Source organism: Streptomyces sp. B21-083 (genome assembly GCF_036898825.1).
GTDB lineage: Bacteria > Actinomycetota > Actinomycetes > Streptomycetales > Streptomycetaceae > Streptomyces.
Genome location: NZ_JARUND010000002.1, coordinates 3238033 through 3261279, shown reverse-complemented (window position 1 = coordinate 3261279; position 23247 = coordinate 3238033). Strand labels below are relative to the sequence as shown.

The window sequence follows — 23247 nt, the reverse complement described above, 5'->3', positions numbered from 1 at the left end:
ATGTAATGCAAGCTTGAGAAACACAAGGGGGTGCGCATGAGCGGTCGTACGAGTGGTCGCGCTCAGGCGAGCGCCGGTGATCTGCTCGAACTGGTACGCAGTGGACGCGCCACGACCCGTGGCGCCCTGCAACAGGTGACGGGTCTCTCACGCGCGACGGTCGGCCACCGCCTGGACCGGCTGTTCCGCGCGGGCTGGCTGCGCGAGGGGGCCTCGGGCCCGGTCGACTCGCCGCTCGGCGGGCGCCCGTCGATCACCCTGGAGTTCGACGACGCGCACGCCGTCGTCCTCGCCGCCGACCTCGACACCCGTCATGCCCGCGCCGCCGTTCTCACTCTCACGGGTGAACTTCTCGCGGAACACTCGGGCACGCTGGCGGTGGACGACGGCCCCGACGTCGTACTCGGCGAACTCGGCCGCTGGTTCGCGGAACTCCTGACGAAGGCCGGCCACCGCCCGTCCGAGGTCTGCGGCATCGGCCTCGCGGTCCCGGGTCCGGTCGACACGGACACCGGCCGCGTCGTCCAGCCGCCGATCATGCCCGGCTGGGACGGCTACGACATCAGAACCCGCCTGGCCCGCGTCTTCGCCGAACACACGGGCGAGCCGACCGCGGTGCGGGTCCCGGTGCTGGTCGACAACGACGCCAACCTCATGGCGTACGGCGAACAGCGCACCGGACACCCCGACTGCTCGGCCTTCGTCCTGGTGAAGGTCTCGACGGGCATCGGCGCGGGTGTGGTGGTCGGCGGCTCGGTCTTCCGGGGCACCGACGGCGGCGCCGGGGACATCGGGCACATCCGCGTCCCGCAGGGCGCCGAGGCACTGTGCCGGTGCGGGTCGTACGGCTGTCTCGCCGCCGTCGCGAGCGGGGGCGCCGTCGCCCGCCGCCTCGCCGAGGCCGGGGTGCCGGCGGCGTCCGGCTCGGACGTACGGGACCTGCTCGCGGCCGGGCACCCGGAGGCGGTCGCGCTCGCGCGGGAGGCGGGCCGGAGTGTAGGGGACGTACTGGCGACGGTGGTGACGCTGCTCAACCCGGGCGTGCTGATGATCGCGGGCGACCTGGCCGGCACGCCGTTCCTGACCGGCGTACGGGAACTGCTGTACCAGCGGGCGCTGCCGCGCTCGACCGCTCATCTGGACGTGGTGACGTCGAGGCTGGGGGAGCGGGCGGGGCTGGTGGGGGCCGGTGCGATGGTCGTCGAATACTTGTACGCGCCGGAGCGGGTGGAGGAACGGCTGTCGGCACTCGGGGTGTGAGCCTGTGACGCGGGTGTTTCCCCCTGTTGTCGGCGTCCGCATGCTGAAATCCCGGTGCCCGTGAGTGCGTGATTCTCGCCACCCTTGATAGGGGTTGCGCTCAGATGAGCGAATCGAAGGCGGTTGCACTTCTCAAAGGGTGGCACTCAGTGCCACCTCTTGATCGTTCATCGATAGAACTCAGACGTGTTGCAGGCCGCTCAGGTGAGCGACAAAATGGACGTGAAGTCATGGTTGCCTTCAAGAGGTGAAAACACGCCACTCCGGCAGCTTGCCAAGCTTTGACTTTGGATCTGGTGGCGGACGGCTGGTTACAGGCACATGACGCGCAAGTGGACGTACCCAGACGCCTTCGATCTGGGTATGTTCCTGGCCGTCAGGGCAGCACCGCGTCCTCAAGGAGTTGGGACCCGTGTCGGAAAACAAAGATCCCCACGTAGCTTCGCCGGGCAACAGCGTTGAGGACGTGAAGTTCGTCTACGACTTCACCGAGGGCAACAGGGACCTCAAGGACCTTCTCGGCGGCAAGGGAGCCAACCTCGCCGAGATGACCAACCTGGGCCTCCCGGTGCCTCCGGGCTTCACGATCACCACCGAGGCGTGCAAGACGTACCTCGACAGCGGCGACGAGCCGGCGGCACTTCGTGACGAGGTGAGCTCGCACCTCGCGGCCCTCGAAGCGGCGATGGGCAAGAAGCTCGGCCAGGCCGACGACCCCCTCCTCGTGTCCGTCCGCTCCGGGGCGAAGTTCTCCATGCCCGGCATGATGGACACGGTGCTGAACATCGGCCTCTCCGACAAGTCGGTCCAGGGCCTCGCCAAGCAGGCCGGCGACGAGCGCTTCGCGTGGGACTCGTACCGCCGCCTCATCCAGATGTTCGGCAAGACGGTCCTCGGCGTCGACGGCGAGCTGTTCGAGGACGCGCTGGACGCGGCGAAGACGGCCAAGAAGGTCACGGTCGACACGGAGTTGGAGGCCGCGGACCTCAAGAAGCTGGTCACCAAGTTCAAGAAGATCGTCAAGACCGAGGCGGGCCGCGACTTCCCGCAGAATCCGCGCGAGCAGATGGATCTCGCGATCCACGCGGTCTTCGACTCCTGGAACACCGACCGCGCGAAGCTCTACCGCCGCCAGGAACGCATCCCCGGCGACCTCGGCACGGCCGTCAACGTCTGCTCGATGGTCTTCGGCAACCTGGGCCCCGACTCGGGCACCGGCGTCGCGTTCACCCGCGACCCGGCCAGCGGCCACCAGGGCGTGTACGGCGACTACCTGCAGAACGCGCAGGGCGAGGACGTCGTGGCGGGCATCCGCAACACGGTCCCGCTCGCCGAGCTGGAGCAGATCGACAAGAAGTCGTACGACCAGCTGATGCAGATCATGGCGACCCTGGAGAACCACTACAAGGATCTCTGCGACATCGAGTTCACCATCGAGCGCGGCCAGTTGTGGATGCTCCAGACGCGCGTCGGCAAGCGCACGGCGGGCGCCGCCTTCCGGATCGCCACACAGCTCGTCGACCAGGGGCTCATCGACGAGGCCGAGGCGCTCCAGCGCGTCACCGGCGCCCAGCTCGCCCAGCTGATGTTCCCGAAGTTCGACGAGGAGGCGAAGGTCGCCCCCGTCGGCCGTGGCATCGCCGCCTCGCCGGGCGCGGCGGTCGGCAAGGCGGTCTTCGACTCGTACACCGCGGTGAAGTGGTCCCGTTCGGGGGAGAAGGTCATCCTGGTCCGCCGGGAGACCAACCCCGACGACCTCGACGGCATGATCGCCGCCGAGGGCATCCTGACCTCGCGGGGCGGTAAGACGTCCCACGCCGCCGTCGTGGCACGCGGCATGGGCAAGACGTGTGTGTGCGGCGCGGAGGAGCTTGAGGTCGACACGAAGCGGCGCCGGATGACGGTGCCGGGCGGACGGGTGGTGGAGGAGGGCGACCTGATCTCCATCGACGGTTCGAGCGGCAAGGTGTACCTGGGCGAGGTCCCGGTCGTGCCGTCCCCCGTCGTGGAGTACTTCGAGGGCCGGATGCACGCCGGCGCCAACGACGCCGACGAGCTGGTCGAGGCCGTCCACCGGATCATGGCGTTCGCCGACCGCAAGCGCCGCCTCCGGGTCCGCGCCAACGCGGACAACGCCGAGGACGCGCTGCGCGCACGCCGCTTCGGCGCTCAGGGCATCGGGCTGTGCCGTACGGAGCACATGTTCCTCGGCGACCGCCGTGAGCTGGTCGAGCGGCTGATCCTGGCCGACACGGACACCGAGCGCGAGGAGTCCCTCAAGGCGCTCCTCCCGCTCCAGAAGCAGGACTTCGTCGAGCTGTTCTCGGCGATGGACGGCCTGCCGGTGACGGTCCGTCTCCTCGACCCGCCGCTGCACGAGTTCCTGCCCGACATCACCGAGCTGTCGGTCCGCGTCGCCCTGGCGGAGTCCCGCCAGGAGCCGCACGAGAACGAACTCCGGCTGCTCCAGGCCGTACACCGCCTGCACGAGCAGAACCCGATGCTGGGCCTGCGCGGCGTACGTCTCGGTCTGGTCATCCCCGGTCTGTTCACGATGCAGGTCCGCGCCATCGCGGAGGCCGCGGCGGAGCGCAAGAACGCCAAGTGCGACCCGCGCGCCGAGATCATGATCCCGCTCGTCGGTACGGTCCAGGAGCTGGAGATCGTCCGCGAGGAGGCCGACCAGGTCGTCGCGGAGGTCGAGGCGGCGACCGGCGTGTCACTCAAGCTGTCGATCGGCACGATGATCGAGCTGCCGCGCGCCGCCCTCACCGCCGGTCAGATCGCGGAGGCGGCGGAGTTCTTCTCCTTCGGCACGAACGACCTCACCCAGACGGTGTGGGGCTTCAGCCGGGACGACGTGGAGGCCTCGTTCTTCACGGCCTACCTGGAGAAGGGCATCTTCGGCGTCTCCCCGTTCGAGACGATCGACCGGGACGGCGTCGGCGCCCTGGTCAAGCTGGCGGTCGAGGCGGGCCGCGCGACCCGCCCCGACCTCAAACTCGGCGTCTGCGGCGAGCACGGCGGCGACCCCGAGTCGGTGCACTTCTTCCACGAGGTCGGCCTGGACTACGTCAGCTGCTCACCGTTCCGCATCCCGGTGGCGAGGCTGGAGGCGGGCCGGGCGGCCTCGTCCTCGACGGGCAGCGACCACCGGTAGCCGCGTGAACATCCCCAGGCCGTAGGCCTGTTGATCCCCGGAGCTGTCGTCGGTCACCCCGACCCTCAGCGACCTGATGGTGACTCCGGTGCACGAGAGAGGGCGGCACCCCTGTGCGGGGGGTGCCGCCCTTTCGCCCGAGTCGGCGAGGGGTCTCAGCGAGCACGCGTAAGCGCGGCGACCGTTCCACGCGGGTCATCGGCGTGAAACCGGAGTGTCCGGGCGGAGCCCCGCGTACCGAGCGGCCGCACGAACTCCACCGGTTCAGTGAGCTCTACCGTCACTGTCGTCTGGCTGCCCACCGCGAGATCGAGCACCCCGTCCGCACCCAGTCGCACCAGGCCGCCGTCAGGGTAACGCCGCTCGACCCTGACGGCGGCGATGGCGGCGGCCGGGACCAGCAGGTCGAACAGCGCGCCGTACCGTACACGCAGCGAGCCGTCGTGTCCCACGACGTGAGGCCGGACCACACAGGACGCGTGCAGGGCGAGAACCAGTACGACTCCGTACACGTCCACGACGAGCAGGATCGCGTGGACGAGCGGCCACGGGATCACCACTGCCAGCAGAACTGTTTCGATGGCGGCGACAAAGAGCAGCCCGTACATCATGGCCGTCTGGGGTCCGGTGTACGAGACGGTCAGCGCACCGTCGGGGACCTGGTGGCGTCGGCGCAGCACCCACAGCCCGAGGCTGTGCAGGGCCTGAATCTCGTGCGCGACGAGTCGACGCGCGACTACCGGGACCAGGGTGCGCAACGCCCCCCGCGCGGATTCCCGTCGGCCGACGCCGACCCGTCGCCCGGCGGCATAAAGCCGCCACAGAAGCACGAACTCCAGCGCGAATACGGTCACTACCAGCGCTTCGGCTCCCACGACGATCGGTCCGGGTACCCGTACGCCTGCCACCAGACACACCAGGAGGGCCACCTCCGCGGGAAGCATCACCCACACTGCCGCCCGCGCGATCCGCGTACTCATGACGGCCTCTGATTCATCCGAGTGGTCAGCTTCCGCATCACTCGGTGCACCACTTCGGCCTGGGCGGGCGGGTAGTCGGCGAGCAGCGCCTGTCCGAAGCCCGTCACCACCGGGCCCCCGTCCGGAATCGCCGCGAGCACCTCGTCCGGCACGGCGGCGGCCAGGTCCTCGGCCAGCGCCTCGATCCGCGGATCGTCCGCAGTGGCTCCGTTCAGGTCGTCCAGCCGTTCGTACAGCAGGAGCATCGCGGGGTCCTCAGCCAGCGGCCGCAGAGCTGCGTACACCGCGTTTCCGCCGACTGTCGCGTCCAGCAGAGTCAGGTGTTCGCGATCCTTGGCGGCGGCGGACGACGCGGTGACAGGCGCGGCCTTCAGGAGCTCTACGAGCGCGGGGGAGAGCGGCGCGTCCGGCGTGAGCGGGCCCTCCAGAAGACCTGCCAGCACCCTGCGGCGCTGCTGGATCTCGTGCTCCTGACGGGCGAGGTCGGCGTCCAACTCGCCCAGCACCTCGGCCAGTTCGCGCCCAGCGTCGCCCGCGAGGACATCCCGCACCTCGTCCAGGGCGAGCCCGAGCTCGGTCAGCCGCCGGATCCGGGCCAGCAGAACGGCGTCTCGAAGGCTGTAGGTGCGGTATCCGTTGGCTCGCCGCTGCGGCTCAGGCAGGAGACCGATGTGGTGGTAATGCCGCACCGTCCGCGAAGTGACTCCGACGAGCGTGGCGATCTCTCCGATGCGCATGCCGCCAGTAGAAACCCTGCCGCTGCGACAAGGTCAAGTACGGCCGACTCCGCGGCCTATGGTTCGGCCTCGGGTGACCACGCCAAGCAACCTGACAGCCTGGCGCCCGACAAGGCATACAGCAACGAGTTGTACCGCGAGTACCTTCGCCGACGCGGCATCCGCCATGCGAGCGATCAATCGCCGGAAGCAGTCCCGCGCGGCGGTAGCCCGTTACCACAAGCGCGGCTACGTCTTCCTCCACACCGCAAAGCGGCAGCCCTGGTCATGTTTTGTTCTTCTGCGCGCTTATCGCCAAGACCGGACGTGACCTCCCACCGCCGTAACCTCAGCCGTTAAAGATCTCTGGTCTGCCTCGGGTGGCATGATCCTGTGGACCCGATAGTCTGGGAGTGGACCTAGCGTCTCTCTGCATCTCAGGTGATTGAAATGACCGGCGATGCGCCAGCCACAACCCCTAACCTTCCCATCATAATAGTGGATGGGGATGCGACCGTTGACTGGGCTATAGGCCTTCCGCCGGGCCATTTTCCGCAATCCGAAGAACGCCTGACCGTCAGGTCCAGCATGCTTTGGCACTGGGGTGGAACAATTCTCCTCACGTCTCTTGTCAAACGGGCCTGTCGCATTGATGAGGGGAAAATCGCCGACGTTCGCGGACTGGAGCCGCTACGCGGCTGCCCTGCAGTAAGCAACAGGAAGGTCCATCACTCCTTCAACCTTCTCGATCTCTTTCCTCGTCATCCTGAGGATGAGGATGAGACCGAAGATGCCAGGAGTAAACGTCGATGGCGGATTAGGCAATTTGTAGGCTTTCATGCTCAGGAGAAACTGGATGAATTTTCGAGCCCAAACCTCTCGAATGACGAAGTCCCCAGAATGGTTATTCTTAATGACCCTGGTCTCGGGTTCGGGGAAATAGGCGGAAATTGGCCTCGCGTTCCTGGTGTCCAATTTGGCCACGACAATCAAGATGCCTGGGAAGATCCTCCTTGGCTACTCCTCAACCTGCGACTAAGAGGGGAAGCCAGACGGGAAGGCCAACTCTGGAATGCAATTTACTCCCAGCTGACTCCATCGGAAGGGGCGATCAGTGAATCGATTACGATGGCTGATAGATTGATAGTAATAACTACTGCTCAGAGCCTTCGTGACGCAGGAGCTGAGGTGAGTCGTGGCCTGTCGTGGGAACGCTCTGCTCAGGATATATTGAACGAGCTTGAGAGGAATGAGAGAGTTCACGACCTTGCCAAGTGTCGAAGGCTGATTGTTTCTCTCGGACCCTCGGGCGTTCTATTGGTCGACCGCTCTGCGACGCCACCCTATACTCTGTATTTTGATACCGACTACACCGAGGGAACCTGGGAGAGAGAACATAGCGATGGAAAAATGTTTGGCTACAGTCAAACGTTGACCGCGGCTATTGCGCGTAAGTTGATTGAGTTCCGGGCGACCCCGAGAGGTCTTGCACCAACCCTTGCGGCCGAGAGATTTCATGAAGTCCTTTCTGGAGGAATTGAATTGGGTCTCTCTGCAATGCATCAGGTATACAACCAGGGCTTCAAGAGGGAGGGGGATAACTCTTCACTCATTGAATTCCCGGTCGACTGTTTGAATGAAATTTGCATCCCACCGCGCGTTGGTAAGTCCCGGATACCTGAGCCCTCGCGCGACGGGTCTCAAAAAAATGTGGGTTGGTCAATCCTTCAGGAATCTTTGGGTGGCGAGGACCTGTACGCGACTGCGAGAACCATCGCACTTCAAGGTCCCCAAGGCCCGGATGTTATGGCTAACGTGCCGCTGGGGAAATTCGGGGAGCTACTGATAGTTGATCGCCGCGAGATGGAAGCCCTTCGCTCCATTCAAAGTCTTCTCATTGACTATCTAGAGCACAGGGAGAAGATTAAGCCCAGATCGATTGCAGTATTCGGTTCGCCCGGCGATGGCAAGTCGTTCGCTGTTAAGCAGATCATGGAATCGCTTAAAGCCACGTCAAGGGAGCCGCTAGAGTTCAACATGTCACAATTCCAGTCAGTCGGCGATCTCGTATCGGCTCTGCATAGGGTTCGTGACCGGGCTCTAGAAGGCGATGTCCCTCTGGTCTTTTGGGACGAGTTTGACAGTCCATTCCAGGCTCAAGATTTGGGATGGCTTCGATACTTCTTGGCACCAATGCAGGACGGAAAATTCCAAGAGGGCCAGATAGTGCATCCCGTTGGTCGGTCTATATTCGTCTTCGCTGGAGGAACCAGTAGCCGCTACGATGACTTCTCGCGGAAAGCTTCAAGCGTGTCCTACAAAAACTCCAAGGGGATCGATTTCATAAGCCGCCTCCAAGGCTATGTCGATGTGGTAGGCCCTAATGCTGAAGAAGGGGTCGAAATGGACCCGTACCTAGTCCTGCGGCGTGCCCTTTTGCTTCACTCCTTCCTGCGACGGGCGGGAATTAAACATGTTGATCTAAATGGGAGGAAACAAAAAGATATCGACGGGGGTGTCGTGGAAGCGTTTCTTAGGGTTTCCAAATACCGAAGTGGTACGCGCTCAATGGAGGCGATTGTAGATACCAGTAGTCTGCATAAAGGGGGCAGGTTTGGGCGTTCATCCCTTCCTCCTCAGACGCAACTCGACCTGCATGTTGATGCAGCTGAATTCTTGCGTATTGCGCGTGGTGTGTCGTGGTAGCTGACGAAGGCTGGGCGCCTTTGTTTCGGTTTCAAGCGTCAATGTCCCCACAAGCCGGCACGGTGCATATCCCCGTGACGTATGAACCGGGCAGCGCATACCACAACGGCGGGTTCCAGAACCGAAGCCGGCATGTTGTTCTTCTGTGCACTTCTAAGCCGCAGCCACCAGTTCGCGCGCCCGTTCGTTGAAATCCGCCACAAGTCGATGCCGACCGAACGGCTGCATACGCGTCTGTAGATCCTTTACGGCCTCGACGCACCGCGACGACTTCACCCGCTGCGACAACTTGACCGTCCGGACGCCGGCCGCGTACGCCGCCTCGAGGTCGTTCCGCTGGAGGTGGGAGACAGCGAGCGCGGCCTGTGACATCGCTCCTCGGCGGGCTCGCTTCTGCTTCGTGGCGTGGCCGATGGACAGGCGCGCGTGTGCCTCGGCCGCATCCGCGTCGCCCAGGTCCCGAAAGGTGTTCGCGTGTTCGCCGTGCAGGTACGCGGGGTCGATGAACTCCGCCCAGTCCGGTTCGCTTGCCGGGCGGACTTGTTCGTATGCCTTCTCGGACTGGGCCACCGCGTGCGCTGCCGCCGACTTCTCGCCGAGCCGTGCGAGGGCCCGTGCCTCCAGGCACCACAGGTCCGCCAGGCAGGCCGGCGAGGTCGTCTTCGGCAGCCCTTGGCGTCCCGCTTGCGCGAGGCGTCGGCCTTCGGCGGGGTCGCCGAGCAGCGTCGCCTGGTCGGCCATGCCCGCGAGGACATGTGCGCCGAGCGGTGCGTTATGAGACTCCTGGGCGAGGCGCAGGGACTGGATCAAGTACCGCTGCGCGATGCTGTGTTCGCCATTGTCGTAGGCCATCCAGCCGAGCAGGTACGTCTGTTCGGCGGCAGCCTCGCACAACGCCCGTCGTACGTCCTCGCTATGGGCACGTCGAAGCAGGGGATAGACGTGCTCGTTCATGTAGTCGGCCAGGACCAGACGGCCCGAGCCTCCGCCTTGGAAGATGTCCATACGCTGGAACGTCGTGAACATGTTCTTCACCGCGGTCACGTCTTCAAGGCGCACGCGCGGCCCCGGCGCTGAATTCGCCTTTTGATCAAGTGTGTTGAGCAGCCAGTCCCGCGAGGGACCCACCCCGGCCACAGCGGCGAACGGTGCGGCGGCAAGGAACTTCCGTCGGTCCACGTCAGCTCTCCCCAGGTCTGCGACGACTTCCACCGTAGCCGCGTAGGAGGAGTTGTACACGAGCGCGGCGTCGGGTGAACCCGTCTCCCCGAGCCCGAGATCGTATGTGGTGACCCGGAAACCGAAGTGGTCGGAGAACACGGCGGCGAGCACGTCAGGGATGGGCGTCCGTGGTGTCTCGCCCTGCAGCCAGAACCGGATACGAGTCGTATCCGGCGAAATATGTGGCTGACTCCACTGAAGCGCCTTGGACTTCACCCGGCGCGCCAGCTCCCCGCGGCTCATCCTCGACCGGTCCAGCCAGTGGGCGAGCTTGTCGTTCGGAGTCTTCATCCTCACAACCTTCTGTGACGGGCGGTAGCGGAAGCGACACCCTTCGACACTCCTTCTGACGGTACCCCGGTTTCCGTCACGCGTGTTGTCTGGACGTCAGAACCAAACCGTCCGCGACGCGAAGCGCAGCAGAGCGACCAACCGCTACGACTCGCACGTAGGGGGACACGCATGATCGAACGCCGAAGGGGTGCGACGCCTGTGCGCTGCGCCCTGCCCACCAGCCCCGCGCCGATCCTGTTACTGCCCGGCCGGGCAGAATCAGCAAGAGAGGCACGCGAGTTCGTGCGCGAGTACATGAGACACCACGCACCGGACGCGTCCCAGGACTATGTCGAGAACGTCGTTCTTGTGGCGTGCGAGCTGGTGACCAACTCAATCCGGTACGGCACAGAGCCCGGGGACCAGATCCGACTTGTGCTCGACGCCGACGACGCCTGTACGCGGGTGGAGGTGCACGATCCTGTGCGACGTCATCCTCGCGTTCGGCCGGAATCCCAGGAGCGCGACAGGGGACGGGGCTTGATCATCCTGGACGCCCTGTGTCCCGAGCGTTGGGGCGTTATCGACATTGCATTCGGCAAGGTCGTCTTCGGGGAAGTGACGGCATCATGACCATGCCGAGCACCAGCAGTCCCCCCGGCCCCGGATTCGTCATCGGCGTCGCCGCCGCGACCGGGATCCGCCGCACACCTGCGTACGCCCTCGCCCGAATGCTCATCACGCACCCCGGCCCCCGCCGGGACAGCGAGACGGTCGAAAGTATCGAGGACGGAATGCGAAGGCTCGCCGCCGCACTGCGCCTCGGTCCCGGTCACGAGGAACCCCCGGTGATCGGTGGGCGTCTCCTGGTCCGTCACGGAATCGCCGCGTTGGACTACGGCCATGCCGAGTATGTGATGACAGTCCCCCCGCCCTCACCGGACTGGCTGACACTGGTCGAAAGAGGCGCCGCGTGCCGCGTCTGCCTCGTGTTCGCGCCCCTCGCCCTCACCGCCGACCAGGCCGAAACCGACGCCCACCTGCGCGACAGCTTCGAGCGCGGCTCGGTTGTGTGGGGCACCACTTACGTGCGTCGCCGGTTCTGAACCTCATCACACGAAGGACGGGCCGTCCCGAGGTGACCTAGACCCCGGGCCGACCCGTCAACGGTCGAGCGTAACCGGCCAAAGGACCCACCCCGCCCGCGAAGCAGCCGCGAGGCCGGAAGCGGGCGGGGCGGTCAGCAAGTGCCGACATCCGTCCACCAGCCATGGAGGTAAGCACGTGACCACAACGCAGAAACGCCCCGCAACCGACGCTCGCGCCCTGCTCAGCGCGGACATGCGGGCAACCCTCGTATCCAACATGCGCGTCAGGTTCCCGCAGCTCACCGAAGGGAAGACGGACCGGGGCGTCGGCCAGATGCTCGCCTTCCTCGCTGCGTGCGACTACGCGGGCAGGCCGCTCAGCCCCTCGCCGCTCGTCGACGACTTCTGGCATGCCTTCCTGCTTCACACCAAGGCGTATCAGCAGTTCTGCGAGCAGAGGTTCGGCCGGTTCCTGCACCACCAGCCCGGATTCCTCGACAAGGAAGAGCACGGCGGGGGCAAGGCGTTGCGCGCCCGTACCGTCGACGCGATCACTCTCGCCGGGTACGAGATCGACATGGAGTTCTGGCCCGAGTTGGACCTCGCCGACTGCTCGCAGTGCCACGCGAACTGCTCGGACAGCCCCAACCATCCCTGACAATCCCCTGTCGGCCTTCGGCCTGTGCCACGCTGTGACCGGGCTGGGGGCCGGCCCTCTTTTGTCCGACCGACTCTGGAGTACGAGGGTGGACCGCATCGCATGGCACGACCTACCGGCAGCGACGCATACCGCCGTCGAGCGGTACACCGGCCCCGTTGAAGCAGCCGAGACCGCGCCCCACGGCGTCATGTCCCGGCTCGCCTGCATCGTCCGTACCGGAGCGGATCGAACGTTCGTCAAGGGCACCCGACACGACGACCCGCAGGCGTGGGTGTATCGCCACGAGGCGCAGGTCACCCGAAACGCGCCGCTCGCACCCCACCTGTTGTGGGAGGTCGACGCCGGTGAATGGCTCCTGTACGGGTACGAGTACGTCGATGGCCGGCACCCGGACCTGACCCCGGGGTCCGACGATCTCGCCCGCCTCATGCACACCCTCACTGTCCTGTCCGAGGCCCCTTGGCCCGAGGCGCTGCGCAAGAAGCCGCTGCACACACGGTGGGCCGCATTTCTGCCCGAGGACGTGCCACCCGGACTGCAGGGCCGCGCGCTCGCCCACACCGACCTGTCCCCGCACAACATGCTGGTGACCTCCGTCGGCGAACTGCTGCTGCTGGACTGGGCCCTTTCCTGCCCTGCCCCGGCATGGGCTGACACCGCGCTGACGATCCCTCGGCTCATCTCCGCCGGCCATACACCGGTCCAGGCCGAGACGATCGCCCGGCAGGTTCCCGCGTACGGCAAAGCCGACCCCGCTGCCGTTACCTTCTTCGCACGCACCCTCTACTGCGCCTGGGAGGACTGGGAGCGCACACGCCCACTGCCTCACCGGGCCGCGCTGACCGCCGCTGCCCGGAGATGGGCCGCGCACCGTGAAGAGAGTCCCGAGCAGATCAACGTCCCCGGTGCCCCTGCCAAGGGTTAGGAGCTGCCCCGGCGATCAATGTCTACGGTTCGTCTGGTGGGGATGAGGCTGGCCTTGACTCGTATCGTCGCTGTCGGGCGATCATGGCTCGTGACTCGCGAATTGTCGACGCCGCCCGCAGTTCCCTTCGGTCTACTCTCGGGCTCCCCTCAGCCCGTTCTGCCCGCCGCTCAAGGTCAGTTGCTGCGACCCTGGGAACCGGCTGACGCTCCGGTGTTTTTCTCCGCCTACCAGGACGATGAGATCTGCCGCTGGCACACGCGCCGCCCTCCGACGGAGACTCGCGTCCTGGAGTGGTTCGATGCCTATCACCAGGACTGGGGAAGCGAGAAGGGCGGTCACTGGGCTGTCGCCCGCGAGGATGGTGCGGTCCTCGGCCGGATCGCGCTGCGCGGATTCGATTTCAACGACGGTGTCGCCCACGTCAGTTACTGGGTTCTCCCGACTGTCCGCGGCCGCGGTGTCGCGACCTCGGCGATGGCGGCACTCTCAACCTGGGCGCTGGATGAGATCGGCTTTCACCGCCTGTACCTGGAGCATTCGACGCGCAACCACGCCTCCTGCGGGGTTGCCACCAAGTCCGGCTACCTGCTCGAAGGAACCCAGCGCAGTGCGGCCATGCATGACGACGGCCGGCACGACATGCATCTGCACGCCCGAATCCGAGGGGATTGAGCCCGTCGGTCGACCGATCATGAACGTAGCCAGATGACGAGCACAGCGACGGTTGCGGTGCTGAGGAAGACCGGGAGCGGCCACCGGCAGCCGCGCGAACATCCCCAGGCCGCAGGCCTGTTGACCCGGAGCTGTCGTCGGTCACCCCGACCCTCAGCGACCTGATGGTGGCTCCGGTGCACGAGAGAAGGCGGCGCCCCTGTGCGGGGGGTGCCGCCTTCTCGCCGCGTTCGGGTGGGCCGGGTACGCGTCGGCGTCATGCGCAACGCGGGGATGGGCTCGTTCGCGCTCCCCGTCGCAGGGTGCGGGGCGCGCCCATGTGGACCCTTGTGCGCGCGTGTTGACACTCCGGTCCCGGCGCTCCACACTCCCGTCACGGCGTCTCCTTGCCCGCGTAGGGCAGGCGCGCCACCACGCGGAAGCCGCCCTCGGGGCGGGGGCCCGCGGTCAGCTGCCCGCCATAGGCCAGGCAGCGTTCGCGCATGCCGAGCAGTCCGTACCCGTACCCGTGCCCGCTGCCGCCGCGCGGGGCTGCCCGGCCGCCGTCGGACACCTCGACCTCCACCACTCCTGGCTCGGGTACGGCGACCCGCACCCGGCAGCCGGTTCCCGCGTGTTTGACCACGTTGGTCAGCGCCTCCTGAACGATCCGGTACACCGCGAGGCCCACCCCCTCGGGCAGGTCGCCGGTGTCGACACGGAGGTCCACCTCGATGCCCGCGTTCGCGGCCAGCGCGTGCAGGTCGCGCAGCCGCGGCGCCGGGGTCAGGTCACCGGTCTCCGAGCGCAGCATGCCGAGCATGGCGCGCATCTCCACCATCGACTCCCTGCCGGTGGTCTCGATGAGCCGCAGCGCCTCGCGCGCCTCATCCGGCCGGGTCTCGGCGACGATCCCGGCGACACCCGCCTTCATCGTGATCAGGCTCATGCTGTGGGCGACGACGTCGTGCAGGTCCCTGGCGATGCGCAGCCGCTCCTCGACCACGGCCCGTTCCGCCGCACGGGCCGCGTGCAGCTGCTGCTCGCGGACGGCCAGCCCCGCCGTCCAGGACAGGCCCATCAGGGCCAGACCGAACCCGGCGCTGCCCAGCGCCTGCGTCCAGAACGGCCAGACGGCGGCCAGCAGCGCGGCGACCACGCAGGCCAGGGCGGCGGTGAGGCCGATGACGGCCCGCCTGCGCGGCTCCTGCGCGCCGACCGAGTAGAGCACGACGGCGACCGGAAGACAGGCGGACTCCACGCCCAGGAGCAGCGCGGTGACCGCCGGGGCCAGCGAGACCGCCAAAGACGGCAGAGGCCGACCGCGCCGGGTCGCGACGGGCAGCGCGGCCAGGGCGACGACGGCTTGCGGCAGGTCGTTACTCAGCTTGGCCGCGGACGCGAAGGCGACGGCGAGCAGGAGCGCGACCAGCACGTCCAGAGCCACCCAGTGGCCGTGGCGCAGCCTGCGCACCAGCAGCAGGGTCTCGTTGCTCATGAACCCCGACGCTACCGGTCGCGGCCAGGCGAGCACCCTCGAAACAGAGCAATTCGCGGCCGGCGCCAGGCGCCGACCGACATCCTTCGGACCTGCTCATGCGACATCCCAGGGGCCCAAAAGGGGGACCCACACGGGACCGTCACCGGTCGACCGGGGCCGGGCCGGCTTTGGGGCACCATCTGATCACCGACGGGAACGGCACCCCCCGCACCGGAGGCGGCCCCTCAGGAGTAGAGCAGCGGGCACCCCCGTCTGAGCGAGTGCTGTGCCGCGCGCAGGTAGAGGGCGACGTAGAAGGTCGCGTCCAGGTCCTCGCTCCACGGGCCCGGCGCGGTCGCCGCCACCTTCTCCGCCTCGCCGTCCAGGAACCACATCGTCAGGTCCAGGTTGTCGCACATCTCCGGGACCTCGGGCGGCAGTGCGACCGCCGTCGCCAGTTTCTCGGCGATCGCCAGGACCTGAGGCGCACCCGCGATCACGGTGTCGTCGGAGTACGAGGACTCCACCGGCAACTTGATCTCCTCGTCCAGGGACACCGGCACCAGGACCGTCCAGCCGCAGAGCGTGTCCGTCTCCGCCTCGGAGAGGTGCGCCTCGCACAGCGCCATGAAGCCGTCCATGGACGGGACCAGTTTCTCCTCGAAGGACTGGCCCGAACCGCGCACGAAGCCCGCTGCCTCGGGCACGGAGTCGTACGGGGGCAGCCCACGCCGTGCCAGTTCCGCGTTCAGGCCTGCCGCTGTCTCCGCCCGTCCCTCCTCGCCCTCACCGAACCACCCCTCCGCATCGACATCGACCAGGTAAACGCCCATGACCGCAACGTACTGCGCACCACTGACAACGCCGGTGCGCAGTACGAACGTATGACGAGGGTTACGCGGGGAAGGGGCCCGTCACCTCGTACGTGATCCCGCCCGAGGAGCTACCGCTCGTGCCGCGCTGGCTGGAGAAGTACAGGCGGCTGCCGTTCGGGGAGAACGCCGGGCCCGTGATCTCCGAGGCCGACTGGCCGTCGATCCGGAGGAAGGGGGTGACCACGTCGTCCGGGGTGATCAGGCAGATCTCCATGTTGCCGCCGTCCTCCGCCACGAACAGGTCGCCCGACGAGGTGCCGGTGATGTTGTCGACGCCGGTCAGCGGGGACCGGACGGGTATCGCGGTCATCGCCGTTGACCCGGCCTACACCAGCCGGTGGGGTGCCCAGCACTGGCAGGAACCCCTCACCACAATCACCGTCAAGACCACTCGCCATGATGCTGCTGCCGTGGCGATCGGAAGGCGCGCCCAGGGACACCCGATCCGGCGACGGACGACACCGCCCCCACCACACCGGAGTGATGCGGTGGGGCCATCGGACCGTCCAGGCCGGACCAGGAGTCCCTGGACGTGAGGGAACCCGCCCCCGCATCCCCGGACCACGGACACGATCCGTGCCGCCCGGACGCGGAGCGAACGCGGGCAACCAGAACGCCCAACACCGTCCGGGGCGTTCGACTGAGCATGAGTTTTGGCAACAGGACTCACTTCCGCTCAGTCTCTAGGAACGGTGGCGTGACGTGCGGTGACGTCAGGGACCCTAGGGCGACAGGATGAAATTGTCATGTACGCGCAGCGGTCGCCCGGTGACCGTTCGGATGGCCGGAATCCTCTGCTGCCTGATCGTAGATCTTCTCAACTTTCCTTTGTGGGCGGCGAGTTCACCTACGTTGGTGCGCAAATGATCAGCATCGAACACTCAGGAGACTCCGCCGTGTCGCACGACGACCCCACCCCCTCGGTCGGTACCGGCGCCCGGGCGCGGGCGCACATCGACACCACCAAGCCGCACTCGGCCCGCTTCTGGAACTACTTCGTCGGCGGCAAGGACAACTACGAGGTCGACCGGGAGATCGGGGACCACATCAAGGAGATCTTCCCCGGCCTCGTCGACGTGGCCGTCACGAGCCGGAACTTCTTAGGACGAGCCGTCCGCTACCTGGCCGACGAGCAGGGCGTACGCCAGTTCCTGGACGTCGGCACCGGGCTCCCGACCGCCGACAACACCCACGAGGTCGCGCAGCGTGCCGCCCCGGACGCCCGGATCGTGTACGTCGACAACGACCCCATCGTGCTGGCCCACGCGGACGCCCTGCTCGGCAGCACCCCCGAGGGCCGGACCGTCTATCTCAACGCCGACCTGTACGCCCCCGAGACCATCCTCGCAGCGGCGGCCGACACCCTCGACCTCTCCCGGCCGGTCGCCCTGATGATCCTCAACACGCTCGGCCATGTCGCCGACCACGACCAGGCACGCGACCTGGTGAGCCGGCTGATGGCGGGCCTGCCGTCCGGCAGTCATCTGGTGGTCAGCGACAGCACCGCCACCAGCGAGGGCATGATCGCCGCGTCGGACGCCTACAACGCGAGCGGCGCCGTCCCGTACTACGTACGGAGCATCGGGGAGATCGCCGCCTTCTTCGACGGCCTCGACCTGGTGGACCCGGGTGTGGTCCAGGTGCCGGAGTGGCGCCCCGACCTCCGGGGCCCGGCCGGCCCCACCACAGCCGTCGACGCCTACTGCGGAGTGGGCCGCAAGCCCTGACACACGGCGCCACAGGGCGTAGAACTGGCCATGGCGGCTGATCCGGCGCGGTCTGGACGCGGATCCGGATCCGGACACATGCCTGGATTCGTCCGAGCCGCCCGACTCGTCACCGATGGAGGTAACCCGAACATGCCGGGCTGGAACGCGCAGGACATCCCCGACCAGAGCGGCCGTATCGCCGTCGTCACCGGTGCCAACAGTGGTCTCGGGTACGTCACCGCGCGGGAGTTGGCGCGCAAGGGGGCGCGGGTGGTGCTCGCCTGCCGGAGCGAGGCGCGGGGGAACGAGGCGGTCGGGCGGCTGCTGGCCGAAGTGCCGGACGCCATCGCCGAGTTCTGGCCGCTGGACCTCGGGAACCTGGACTCCGTAAGGGAGTTCGCGGACGAGCTGCCCTACGAGCGGATCGACCTCCTCGTCAACAACGCGGGCGTGATGGCGTTGCCGTACGGGACGACGGCGGACGGGTTCGAGACGCAGTTCGGGGTCAACCACCTCGGGCACTTCGCGCTCACCGGGCTCCTGTTCCCGACGCTGCTCGGCACGCCCGGCGCCCGGATCGTGAACCTCTCCAGCGGGGCCCACGCCCTCGGCAACATCGACATCGACGACCTCAACAGTGAGCGGAACTACCGGCGTTGGACCGCGTACGGGCGTTCCAAGACGGCCAACCTGCTCTTCACGCACGAGCTGGCGCGCAGGCTGGCCGCCATCGGCTCCGGTGTCGTGGCCGCCGCCGCGCACCCCGGGTACGCCGCCACCAACCTGCAGACCGCCGCGCCGAAGATGCAGGGCCGCAGGGGCGCCGAGCGTCTCATGGAGATCGGCAACCGCGTCTTCGCCCAGTCCGCCGAGGCGGGCGCCCTGCCCACCCTCTACGCGGCCACGGCGCCGGACGTACGGCCCGACGCGTTCATCGGACCCAGGATCCTGGGCTGGCGCGGCGCGCCCGCCAAGTCGTGGCGGGCTTCCTGGACGCTCAACGACCAAGTGGGCGACCGGCTTTGGGCCGCCTCCGAGCAGCTCACCGGGGTGACGTACGAGGGCCTCAAGTCGTGAACGAGAGCGGCGCCCCGGACGACGGTGGCCGGGGCGCCGCTCATGTTCATCGCTTGGGTGCGTCAGGCGGCGGCGCGCACCTCGTACGCCGTCACAGCCACCGCCTCGTCGTCCAGGCAGCGGCCCGACTCCAGGTCGAAGCGCTGCTTCAGGAGCGGGGAGGCGACGTACGGGCGGCCCTGGTGGGTGCCCGTCAGTCCTCGGGAGAGGACCGCCGCGCCGCCGAACGGGTCGCGGTTGTCGATGGCGTACAGGTTGCCGGCGCGGTCGCGGAAGACGGCGGCCTGCCGGCCGTCCGGCAGCAGGGCCGCCACACCGCGGCCGGGCAGCAGCACGTTCAGGTCACAGACCGTGAACCAACTGTCGTCACTGCTCCCGCCGTTGGCGATGCGCAGCTGGATCTTCAGGTCGGTCGTCTCGGGTGCCAGGGTCATCGCTGGGCACTTCCTTCCAGGACGTCATCGGCGGGGCGCAGGCCGATGGACAGCAGCGGCAGGTCGGGCTTGATCTGGTCGCGCTCGGGGACGAAGCCGACGACCGGGTCGGGGGTGTCCGGCGCGTTCACGAAGGACACGAACCGGGAGAGCTTCTCGGGGTCGTTGATGGTGTCGGCCCACTCGTCGCGGTAGTGGGCGACGTGTGAGGTCATCAGCGACTCCAACTCCTCGCAGATGCCGAGGGAGTCCTCCACGACCACGTCCCGTACGTGGTCCAGGCCGCCGGGGATCCGCTCCAGCCAGGTCGACGTACGCTCCAGACGGTCCGCCGTGCGGATGTAGAACATCAGGAACCGGTCGATCAGCCTGATCAGTTCGGCGTCGTTCAGGTCCTGGGCCAGCAGGTCCGCGTGGCGCGGGGTCGCGCCGCCGTTGCCGCCGACGTAGAGGTTCCAGCCGCCCGAGGTGGCGATGATGCCGAAGTCCTTGGACTGGGCCTCGGCGCATTCGCGGGCGCAGCCGGACACCGCCGACTTCAGCTTGTGCGGCGACCTGAGCCCCCGGTAGCGCAGCTCCAGGTCGATCGCCATCCGGACCGAGTCCTGGACGCCGTAGCGGCACCAGGTCTGGCCCACACAGGACTTCACCGTACGCAGCGACTTGCCGTAGGCGTGACCGGACTCGAAGCCGGCGTCCACCAACCGGGTCCAGATCAGCGGGAGTTGCTCGACACGCGCACCGAACATGTCGATCCGCTGACCACCGGTGATCTTCGTGTAGAGACCGAAGTCGCGGGCGATCTCCCCGATGACGATCAGGCCCTCGGGGGTGATCTCACCGCCAGGAATGCGGGGGACGACCGAGTACGAGCCGTTCTTCTGCAGGTTGGCGAGGAAGTGGTCGTTGGTCTCCTGCAGCGCCGCCTGCTCGCCGTCGAGGACGTAGCCGCTCGCGCCGATGGTCGGGGCGAGGGAGGCGATGATCGAGCCGACGGCCGGCTTGCAGACGTCGCAGCCGTCACCGCCCTTGGCGTTGTCGCGGCCGTAGCGGTCCAGCAGGTCCTGGTAGGTGTTGATGCGCAGGGCGAGGACGATCTCGTACAGCTCCTCGCGGGTCTGCGAGAAGCAGCCGCAGAGGCCCTTGTCGACGACGACACCGCTCGCCTCCAGCTCGGCGGTGACGAGCTGACCGAGAACCTTGACGCAACTCCCGCACGTCGTACCGGCCTTGGTGCACTTCTTGACCTCGGGCACGGTGGTGCAGTTGTGCTCGGTGACCGCGCCGCGGATCGTGCCCTTGCGGACGTTGTTGCAGGAGCAGATGATCGCGTCGTCCGGCAACGCGGTCGGGCCGAGCTGGACCGGGCCGCCGGCGCCGGCCGGGAGCACCAGGGACTCGGGGGAGACCGGCGGGACCGTACCGGTGAACGCGCGCAGTGTGCCGTAGGCCTCCGCGTCGCCGACGAGGATGCCGCCGAGCAGCGTGCCGTCGCGGCCGATGACGAGCTTCTTGTACAGACCCGAGCGGGAGTCGGAGTAGACGACGTCGAGGCTGTCCTCGGTGGCGCCGTGCGCGTCGCCGAAGGACGCGACGTCGACGCCGAGCAGCTTCAGCTTGGTGGAGAGGTCGGCGCCCGTGAAGGTCAGCAACTCCTCGGCCTCGTCCGCGGCGATGGCGGCGGCGGCGGTCTCCGCCTGCTCGTAACCGGGGGCGACCAGGCCGTACACCCGGCCGTCGGAGGCCAGCGCGCACTCGCCGATCGCGAAGACGTGCGGGTCGTTGACCGTACGGCACTGCTCGTCGACCGCGATGCCGCCGCGCTCACCGACGGAAAGGCCACAGTCGCGGGCGAGTTGGTCCCTCGGCCGGACACCGGCGCTGAACACCACCAGGTCGGTGGCGAGTTCGGAACCGTCGGACAGCTTCATGCCGGTGACCGCGCCGTCCTCGCCGACGACGATCTCCTGCGTGCCCACGCCCGTGTGGACGGACAGGCCCATGTCCTCGATGGTGCGCAGCAGGGCCGCGCCGCCTCCGTCGTCGACCTGCACCGGCATCAGGCGCGGCGCGAACTCGACGATGTGGGAGGTGAGTCCGAGGCCCTTGAGCGCACCGGCCGCCTCAAGTCCGAGCAGTCCACCACCGACCACGGCACCCGTCGTACGGGTGCTCGCGTACTCCTCGATGGCGAGAAGGTCCTCGATGGTGCGGTAGACGAAGCAGCCCTCGGCGTCCTTGTTGGGGACCGGCGGGACGAACGGGTAGGAGCCGGTGGCGAGGACGAGGACGTCGTAGTCGACGACCAGACCCGAGCGGGCGGTCACCCGCTTCGCCTCGCGGTCGATGGTCTCCGCGGGGTCACCGATGTGCAGCTCGATGCCCTCCTTCTCGATGAACGCCATGTCCGTCATCGAGAGGTCCTCGGGCGTCTTGCCCGAGAAGTACGAGGTCAGCGCGACACGGTCGTACGCCGGACGTGGCTCCTCGCACAGCACGACCACGCGGTGCGCGGCGGTCAGGCCGCGATCGGCGAGCGCTTCGAGGAAGCGCTGGCCGACCATGCCGTGGCCGACGAGGACGATCGTGGGGGTGGCCCCATCAGTGGCGGTCATTAGGAGCCTCCATCGTTGGTGAGCAGGTGGAGCAACGGGCCGCCGTCAGAGGGGAGCGGCTCTGCTCCCTCCCAGGCGCGCGCGAGGGCGCCGACGGTGCCGAGTTCGCCGACGAGCACCCCGCCGACCAGCCGGTCGTCACGGACGACGACCTTGCGATACGTGCCCCGGGTGGCGTCGGCGAGCTGGATGACGTCGTCGCCAGGGCGGGGGGTCGGCTCGCCGAACGCGGCGAGATCGAAGGGGTTGCCGGTGTCGGCGGTGAAGTCGGTGAGCGTGAGACGGGTGAGGGCGCGGGTGCCGGTGTAACGGGCGCCGGTGTCACCCAAGCCGCCCGTGTGCCCTGCCTCGGCCGCGTCGCCCGCGATCAACTCGGCCAGGACATCGGCCTGTTCGAGGGCGGGGGTGGCCAGACCGTAGATCGTTCCCTGGTGCTGGGAGCAGTCTCCGAGGGCCCTGATGTGCGGGTCGGAGGTGCGCAGTTCGTCGTCGACGAGGATGCCCTTGTGTACGGCGAGCCCCGCGTCGCGCGCGAGCCCCACCTTCGGGTGGACACCGCAGGCCAGGACGACAAGGTCCGCGTCGAGGGCGTAGTGGTCGGCCAGCTCGACCGACCGGACCCTGCCACCCACGCAGCGCACATCCCGCACCCGGCACTCGGTGTGCACCTCGACACCCAGCTCGTTGAGGTGCCGAAGCACCAACGCCGAAGCACCAGGGTCGAGTTGACGTTCCATCAGGCGCTCGGCCTGCTGAGCGAGAACGACCTGAGCCCCGCGTACGGCGAGGGCGCGGGCGGCGGACACACCGAGCAGCCCGCCGCCGATGACGACGGCCTTCACCCCCGGACGTACCGCCTTGGACAGGCCGAGGCAGTCGTCCATGGTGCGGAACGCGTGGACGCCTTCCGGGAGTTCGTGATCCGGGGTGAACAGCCCACGCAGGGGCGGGAGTACGGGGTTGGACCCCGTCGCCAGCACCAGCGTTTCGTACGCGATCGAGGAACCGTCGGAGCAGTGCACGATCCGCTCGGTCCGGTCGATCCGCTCGGCCCGGGCCCGGACCAGCCGGTCCGGCGACGGCAGGGCGATCACCTCGGGGGCGTACCGCCCGGCGAGAACCTCGGCGAGCAGCACCCTGTTGTACGGGCGGTGCTCCTCCTCACCGACGAGCACGACGTCCGAGGCGGACAGGCCGAGCTCGCCGAGTCGCCGGGCGAGTCGTACGCCCGCGAGCCCGGCGCCGATCACCACCACACGCGCATTCGAGGTCATGTACTGCAGAGTGCGTTGCCGGTGTTACCCGATCGCATCACGTCTGTTTCCCGGGGGGCACGCTTCCCTCAGCGGAGGCCGGGAGGGGGTGTGAGGGTTCGGGAGGCGCGAGCCGGGCGGCTGTGAGGTGCACAAACGG

18 protein-coding genes and 2 pseudogenes are annotated in these 23247 nt (G+C 67.6%); 11 read left to right on the top strand and 9 right to left on the bottom strand.

Annotated elements, in window-relative coordinates; translation table 11 throughout:
• Positions 1-36 precede the first annotated feature (36 nt).
• Together QA861_RS38630 and ppdK are read left to right on the top strand one after the other, a co-directional pair.
• Entirely contained in the window at positions 37-1260 is a 1224-nt protein-coding gene (locus tag QA861_RS38630; protein ID WP_334593476.1) for an ROK family protein, read from the top strand.
• A 412-nt stretch (positions 1261-1672) separates the two neighbouring features.
• Positions 1673-4420: a pyruvate, phosphate dikinase gene (gene ppdK, locus QA861_RS38625; RefSeq protein ID WP_334593475.1), complete on the top strand. Its 2748-nt coding sequence runs from the start codon at positions 1673-1675 to the stop codon at positions 4418-4420.
• Between the two features lie 155 nt (positions 4421-4575).
• Here ppdK and QA861_RS38620 read toward each other — a convergent pair whose 3' ends face one another.
• Both QA861_RS38620 and QA861_RS38615 read right to left on the bottom strand, forming a co-directional pair.
• On the bottom strand, positions 4576-5400 hold the full coding sequence (locus QA861_RS38620; RefSeq protein ID WP_334593474.1) for a hypothetical protein: 825 nt from the start codon (positions 5398-5400) through the stop codon (positions 4576-4578).
• Positions 5397-6137 (bottom strand): MerR family transcriptional regulator, encoded by a 741-nt coding sequence (locus QA861_RS38615; protein ID WP_334593473.1) that lies wholly within the window; start codon positions 6135-6137, stop codon positions 5397-5399. The genes QA861_RS38620 and QA861_RS38615 overlap by 4 nt, the downstream gene beginning before the upstream one ends.
• Positions 6138-6566: 429 nt before the next feature.
• Between QA861_RS38615 and QA861_RS38610 the strand changes: the two genes are divergently transcribed.
• A complete protein-coding gene (locus tag QA861_RS38610; protein ID WP_334593472.1) occupies positions 6567-8822 on the top strand; it encodes a P-loop NTPase family protein in 2256 nt (751 codons plus the stop codon).
• A 153-nt stretch (positions 8823-8975) separates the two neighbouring features.
• Here QA861_RS38610 and QA861_RS38605 read toward each other — a convergent pair whose 3' ends face one another.
• Positions 8976-10334 (bottom strand): NsdA family TPR-like regulatory protein, encoded by a 1359-nt coding sequence (locus QA861_RS38605; protein WP_334593471.1) that lies wholly within the window; start codon positions 10332-10334, stop codon positions 8976-8978.
• A gap of 171 nt (positions 10335-10505) precedes the next feature.
• Between QA861_RS38605 and QA861_RS38600 the strand changes: the two genes are divergently transcribed.
• The 5 genes from QA861_RS38600 to QA861_RS38580 all read left to right on the top strand — a co-directional run bounded on the left by QA861_RS38600 (position 10506) and on the right by QA861_RS38580 (position 13665).
• Positions 10506-10949 carry an ATP-binding protein gene (locus tag QA861_RS38600; protein ID WP_334593469.1) on the top strand — a complete coding sequence of 148 codons (444 nt, stop codon included), beginning with the start codon at positions 10506-10508 and terminating at the stop codon, positions 10947-10949.
• Positions 10946-11422 (top strand): hypothetical protein, encoded by a 477-nt coding sequence (locus QA861_RS38595; protein WP_334593468.1) that lies wholly within the window; start codon positions 10946-10948, stop codon positions 11420-11422. The genes QA861_RS38600 and QA861_RS38595 overlap by 4 nt, the downstream gene beginning before the upstream one ends.
• Positions 11423-11600: 178 nt before the next feature.
• Positions 11601-12062, top strand: a complete 462-nt coding sequence (locus QA861_RS38590) for a glycine-rich domain-containing protein (protein WP_334593467.1) — start codon at positions 11601-11603, stop codon at positions 12060-12062.
• Positions 12063-12150: 88 nt separating this feature from the next.
• Complete coding sequence (locus tag QA861_RS38585; protein WP_334593465.1) at positions 12151-12990, top strand: phosphotransferase family protein; 840 nt, start codon at positions 12151-12153, stop codon at positions 12988-12990.
• A 90-nt stretch (positions 12991-13080) separates the two neighbouring features.
• A complete protein-coding gene (locus tag QA861_RS38580) occupies positions 13081-13665 on the top strand; it encodes a GNAT family N-acetyltransferase (RefSeq protein WP_334594980.1) in 585 nt (194 codons plus the stop codon).
• A 373-nt stretch (positions 13666-14038) separates the two neighbouring features.
• Here QA861_RS38580 and QA861_RS38575 read toward each other — a convergent pair whose 3' ends face one another.
• The 3 genes and pseudogenes from QA861_RS38575 to QA861_RS38565 all read right to left on the bottom strand — a co-directional run.
• Positions 14039-15142, bottom strand: coding sequence for a sensor histidine kinase (locus tag QA861_RS38575; RefSeq protein WP_334593464.1), 1104 nt, complete (start codon positions 15140-15142; stop codon positions 14039-14041).
• A 227-nt stretch (positions 15143-15369) separates the two neighbouring features.
• Positions 15370-15957 carry a hypothetical protein gene (locus QA861_RS38570; protein WP_334593462.1) on the bottom strand — a complete coding sequence of 196 codons (588 nt, stop codon included), beginning with the start codon at positions 15955-15957 and terminating at the stop codon, positions 15370-15372.
• A gap of 61 nt (positions 15958-16018) precedes the next feature.
• Positions 16019-16288 (bottom strand): annotated as a pseudogene (locus QA861_RS38565) (translocation protein TolB); the annotation flags it as partial.
• Here QA861_RS38565 and QA861_RS38560 point away from each other — a divergent pair.
• The 3 genes and pseudogenes from QA861_RS38560 to QA861_RS38550 form a co-directional block, all read left to right on the top strand.
• Positions 16287-16686, top strand: a pseudogene (locus QA861_RS38560) (IS200/IS605 family accessory protein TnpB-related protein); the annotation flags it as partial. The pseudogenes QA861_RS38565 and QA861_RS38560 sit on opposite strands and share 2 nt — an antisense overlap.
• A gap of 176 nt (positions 16687-16862) precedes the next feature.
• The gene (locus QA861_RS38555; protein ID WP_334593461.1) at positions 16863-17726 is read left to right on the top strand and encodes an SAM-dependent methyltransferase; all 864 of its coding nucleotides are present in this window, start codon (positions 16863-16865) and stop codon (positions 17724-17726) included.
• 132 nt (positions 17727-17858) lie between these two features.
• Complete coding sequence (locus tag QA861_RS38550) at positions 17859-18785, top strand: oxidoreductase (RefSeq protein WP_334594979.1); 927 nt, start codon at positions 17859-17861, stop codon at positions 18783-18785.
• Positions 18786-18847: 62 nt separating this feature from the next.
• Here the strand turns inward: QA861_RS38550 and nirD are convergent, their stop codons facing one another.
• The 3 genes from nirD to QA861_RS38535 are packed head-to-tail and all read right to left on the bottom strand — an operon-like array spanning position 18848 to position 23108.
• The gene (gene nirD, locus QA861_RS38545) at positions 18848-19219 is read right to left on the bottom strand and encodes a nitrite reductase small subunit NirD (RefSeq protein ID WP_334593460.1); all 372 of its coding nucleotides are present in this window, start codon (positions 19217-19219) and stop codon (positions 18848-18850) included.
• Entirely contained in the window at positions 19216-21834 is a 2619-nt protein-coding gene (gene nirB, locus QA861_RS38540; protein ID WP_334593459.1) for a nitrite reductase large subunit NirB, read from the bottom strand. The genes nirD and nirB overlap by 4 nt, the downstream gene beginning before the upstream one ends.
• Positions 21834-23108, bottom strand: coding sequence for an NAD(P)/FAD-dependent oxidoreductase (locus QA861_RS38535; RefSeq protein ID WP_334593457.1), 1275 nt, complete (start codon positions 23106-23108; stop codon positions 21834-21836). Before QA861_RS38535 ends, nirB begins: the two co-directional genes overlap by 1 nt.
• Positions 23109-23247: the final 139 nt, after the last annotated feature.

Excerpts from the sequence above, each read along its gene's own strand:
- QA861_RS38630 (WP_334593476.1), top strand. The coding sequence starts at position 37 with ATGAGCGGTCGTACGAGTGGTCGCGCTCAGGCGAGCGCCGGTGATCTG.
- QA861_RS38620 (WP_334593474.1), bottom strand. The coding sequence starts at position 5,400 with ATGAGTACGCGGATCGCGCGGGCGGCAGTGTGGGTGATGCTTCCCGCG.
- QA861_RS38615 (WP_334593473.1), bottom strand. The coding sequence starts at position 6,137 with ATGCGCATCGGAGAGATCGCCACGCTCGTCGGAGTCACTTCGCGGACG.
- QA861_RS38610 (WP_334593472.1), top strand. The coding sequence starts at position 6,567 with ATGACCGGCGATGCGCCAGCCACAACCCCTAACCTTCCCATCATAATA.
- QA861_RS38605 (WP_334593471.1), bottom strand. The coding sequence starts at position 10,334 with ATGAAGACTCCGAACGACAAGCTCGCCCACTGGCTGGACCGGTCGAGG.
- QA861_RS38600 (WP_334593469.1), top strand. The coding sequence starts at position 10,506 with ATGATCGAACGCCGAAGGGGTGCGACGCCTGTGCGCTGCGCCCTGCCC.
- QA861_RS38595 (WP_334593468.1), top strand. The coding sequence starts at position 10,946 with ATGACCATGCCGAGCACCAGCAGTCCCCCCGGCCCCGGATTCGTCATC.
- QA861_RS38575 (WP_334593464.1), bottom strand. The coding sequence starts at position 15,142 with ATGAGCAACGAGACCCTGCTGCTGGTGCGCAGGCTGCGCCACGGCCAC.
- QA861_RS38570 (WP_334593462.1), bottom strand. The coding sequence starts at position 15,957 with ATGGGCGTTTACCTGGTCGATGTCGATGCGGAGGGGTGGTTCGGTGAG.
- QA861_RS38555 (WP_334593461.1), top strand. The coding sequence starts at position 16,863 with ATGATCAGCATCGAACACTCAGGAGACTCCGCCGTGTCGCACGACGAC.
- QA861_RS38550 (WP_334594979.1), top strand. The coding sequence starts at position 17,859 with ATGCCGGGCTGGAACGCGCAGGACATCCCCGACCAGAGCGGCCGTATC.
- nirD (WP_334593460.1), bottom strand. The coding sequence starts at position 19,219 with ATGACCCTGGCACCCGAGACGACCGACCTGAAGATCCAGCTGCGCATC.
- nirB (WP_334593459.1), bottom strand. The coding sequence starts at position 21,834 with ATGACCGCCACTGATGGGGCCACCCCCACGATCGTCCTCGTCGGCCAC.
- QA861_RS38535 (WP_334593457.1), bottom strand. The coding sequence starts at position 23,108 with ATGACCTCGAATGCGCGTGTGGTGGTGATCGGCGCCGGGCTCGCGGGC.